General features: G+C 67.7%; 3 protein-coding genes. 1 reads left to right on the forward strand and 2 read right to left on the reverse strand.

Going from position 1 to position 3207, the window contains the following annotated elements:
* Positions 1–169 precede the first annotated feature (169 nt).
* Both EUA98_RS19345 and EUA98_RS19350 read right to left on the reverse strand, forming a co-directional pair.
* On the reverse strand, positions 170–1594 hold the full coding sequence (locus tag EUA98_RS19345) for a 4Fe-4S binding protein (RefSeq protein WP_130104313.1): 1425 nt from the start codon (positions 1592–1594) through the stop codon (positions 170–172).
* A gap of 29 nt (positions 1595–1623) precedes the next feature.
* Positions 1624–2091 carry a hypothetical protein gene (locus tag EUA98_RS19350; protein ID WP_130104314.1) on the reverse strand — a complete coding sequence of 156 codons (468 nt, stop codon included), beginning with the start codon at positions 2089–2091 and terminating at the stop codon, positions 1624–1626.
* A gap of 475 nt (positions 2092–2566) precedes the next feature.
* Here EUA98_RS19350 and EUA98_RS19355 point away from each other — a divergent pair, with 475 nt between their 5' ends.
* Positions 2567–2971, forward strand: a complete 405-nt coding sequence (locus EUA98_RS19355; protein WP_130104315.1) for a hypothetical protein — start codon at positions 2567–2569, stop codon at positions 2969–2971.
* Positions 2972–3207 lie beyond the last annotated feature (236 nt).

Consider the following 3207-nt stretch of genomic DNA (forward strand, 5'->3'; position numbering starts at 1 on the left):
CACCCGGCCATCGGATCGCAGGCTCCGTTCGGACTGGATGTCCGGCACGTGCTTCACGCACACCACGATTCTCATCAGGACAATCCCCCTTCTGCGGCGCCCGGCGGGCGCGGGCTCCTCGTCCTCGTCGAACTTTCGCCGACGGGCAAATCACTTGGTACTGACTACCTCACATCCGCATGGCCATCGGAAGCAGGAAGAAGTAGACGTTGAGCACGCCGAGCAGGCCGATGATCACGACATACGGCCGAAGAGTTGCGCGGCGGCGGGCAGGGGTCTGGTACCGGCGGCGAGCGATGCGCCGCGCGGTGTACACCGACCCGGCGATGCCTACCGCGAGCAGGAGGAACTGCAGCACCTGGATGGTGCCGTTGCTCACCAGGGCCATCGATCCCTCGCTCGACGGGCCGCCGAGCATGGCCGTGAGCGTGTAGAACACGGACTTGCCCTCGGCGAGCAGGTGGAACAGGTTGTGCGCGATGTGTGCCGCGACGTCCAGCGGGATCAGGGCGTACCCGAACCGGGCGAAGTTCATCCGGGTGCTCTCGAGGTTGCGGGCCGCGGCGAGCCGGGACGCGCCGGCGAGCAGCCCGACCGGGAGGCCGACGGCGACCACGAACGCGACGCTGAAGATGACCGGGTAGCTGGTCACCCCGGTGGTCCGCTCGATCGCGTCGAGCACGTCCTGCCAGACCTCGAGCATCGTGACGTTCTGGATCAGGACGATGCCCATGATCGCTGCGGCGAGGAACGACTGCTCGAGCTGGGGCTTGCGGATGAACCAGAGCTCGCTGGCGGGCTTGCGGACCCGGAGCTCGATGGCGTCGTTCGGGCAGGACTTGATGCAGTTGGCGCACAGGTTGCAGTTGGCGCTGTCGTCCATGGTGCGCGGGAAGCTGAACAGCGGGCAGCCGGCGACCTTGTCATTGCCGTTGTAGCAGACCGCCCGCGCGGTGCACGTCTTGCAGATCGCGCTGTCCGCGCGGAGCTCGACCATGCCGACGCGGGCGTAGTTGCCGGCCATCCCGCCGAGGAAGCACAGGTACCGGCAGAAGGTGCGCCGCTGGTAGAACGCGCCGGAGGCGATCACGAGCGTGGTGAGGATGAGCAGCAGCACCCCGGAGCCCCAGGGTGACTCCACGACCCCCCACACATGGTCGGACCAGGTGATGATCAGGAACGAGGCGTCGATGATCCAGATGCCGTACTTCTTCAGGAAGACCGGGACCGGCCGCTGGGCGCCGACCAGCTTCTGCACCAGGTCTGACAGGGCGCCGAACGGGCAGACCGCGCACCAGAAGCGTCCGACCAGGACGAACACGATCGGGATCAGCGGCCACCACAGCACCCACATCAGGGCGGTGCCGGGGTTGTCGTGGGCGGCGTCGGGACCCAGCAGCAGCTGGTAGGCGACCAGGCCGAACACCGCAGCGACCGGGAGCTGCAGGATGCCGGGGTACCAACGGCTGCGCAGCGCCTTGCGCACCAGCGGGATCGCCAGCAGGTTGCGCCCCACCGGAGCGGGGGAGAGGTCCTCGCGCTCGCTGGGGTCGACGGGGTGATCGTGCGGGCGAACCGGGGCGGGTGCGGGCATGGGGAGGTCCTCGAGGGTGTGGGGCGGGCTCAGGCGGTGGCGGGCGTGGTGACCCGGGTGCTGCGCTTGGGGTGGTGGGTGTTCTTCGTCTTGCGACGCAGCACCGCCGCGCTGATCAGGACCGCGGCGTTGAGGCCGGCGAACGTACCGAGCACCGCGCCGCGGGGCCGGGAGACAGTTCCGGCGTGCTCGTCTCCATCTGAGGTCATCTCGTCCGCGGGCATGTCCATCCCCGGCATGTTCTCGGCCGGGTCGTCGTGGCTCGTCTCTTCGCCCGCGGGCATGTCTTCCGCCGGCATGTCCATCCCCGGCATCGCCTCGTGGCCGTCGCCGGGGTCTGTGGTCGAGTCGGCGAAGACGGCGGCGGCCGCACTGGACGGCGGGGCTGAGACCGCGACGGCCGGAGCGGCACCCGCGATGAGCAGCACCGCGACACCGACGGTCGGCAGCGCGCGGTGGAGGTACCGCTTCACGATGTCGTCGGTAGTCGTTCTCATGGTCGATCTCCTGAGTCGTCGAGGCCGTGGTCTTCGCACAGATGGAGAGGCGGATGTCGTGGCGCGTCATGACCGTACGGCGCGAAAATCCCGCAAACCCGGGCAGAGGCGGGACCGACGCAGATCTTCAGGGAATCTTCATTGTTCGGCGATCGGTTCTTGATGGTCTCTGTCTCGCTCGGGCGAAATTTGCCTGTATGGGCGGATCGTTCCTCGCCTGTGTCGGGCGTCATCAACCGGCGCGGAGGCTGAATCGCGAGATCGCCTTGGACGCGCACTGGCCTCTCCCCGCCATGGTTGATCGACTTCCCTCGAGCGCAGCCATGGCCTCCTGGTCGACCTTCATTGGATCTTCATCGAACAATCGTCATTTGAGCCACATTCTTCGTGGAGCCTGGACCAGGCCCACTGGTGCCGGTGGCGGGGTGATGCGTCGTCCCCCGAAAACCTTGAACGCCAACTGATGGAGGAGCGCATGTTCGTCGCGATTGCCCATTTCCCGGAGGTCTCCGCTGAGCGGCGGGCTGGCCTCGAGGCGTGGTTCGCCTGGTCCAACGACGAGTTGCGCGAGGTCGACGGGTTGACGGGTCGGCGCCTGCTGCGCGCTTCGGATGGCACCTACGTCGCGGTCGTCGAGCACGAGAGTGCGCAGACGTTCGCGGCCATGAGCGCCACCGGCGTCGCTGCTCACGTCCAGTCGCGGCTGAGGAAGATCCTCAAGGAAGTGCCCCAGACCGCAACGCTAGAAGTCGTCGTCGACCTGGCGACCTCCGGATCCTGTTGCGGTGGCACGGGCGACGATGGTGGGGGCGCCCATCAGAGGCCCGCACTCGCGGTGGTGACCGCGGCAGCCGGGTCCGGAGGTTGCTGTCGGGGCTGACTCGCCCTCGTTGCTGCTCCCTCACTGCGGCTCGGAACCTGAGTCCGGCGGCGAGATCACCCGCTCCATCGATGCCTGATCAGATCTGCGCGGCCCAGTTTGGTCGACGCGGTCTGATACAGGGCTCACACCCACCGAAAGGCACCACCGCCCGTGAGCATCCGATCCTTGCGTGTCGCCGTCGTCGGCGCCGGCCCGGCCGGCATCTACGCCGCTGACATCCTCTCCAAGACGGA

It is taken from the genome of Pengzhenrongella frigida, from assembly GCF_004168625.1.
GTDB classification, from domain to species: domain Bacteria; phylum Actinomycetota; class Actinomycetes; order Actinomycetales; family Cellulomonadaceae; genus Pengzhenrongella; species Pengzhenrongella frigida.

Coding starts and splice junctions, on each gene's coding strand:
- EUA98_RS19345 (WP_130104313.1), bottom strand. CDS start 1,594: ATGCCCGCACCCGCCCCGGTTCGCCCGCACGATCACCCCGTCGACCCC.
- EUA98_RS19350 (WP_130104314.1), bottom strand. CDS start 2,091: ATGAGAACGACTACCGACGACATCGTGAAGCGGTACCTCCACCGCGCG.
- EUA98_RS19355 (WP_130104315.1), top strand. CDS start 2,567: ATGTTCGTCGCGATTGCCCATTTCCCGGAGGTCTCCGCTGAGCGGCGG.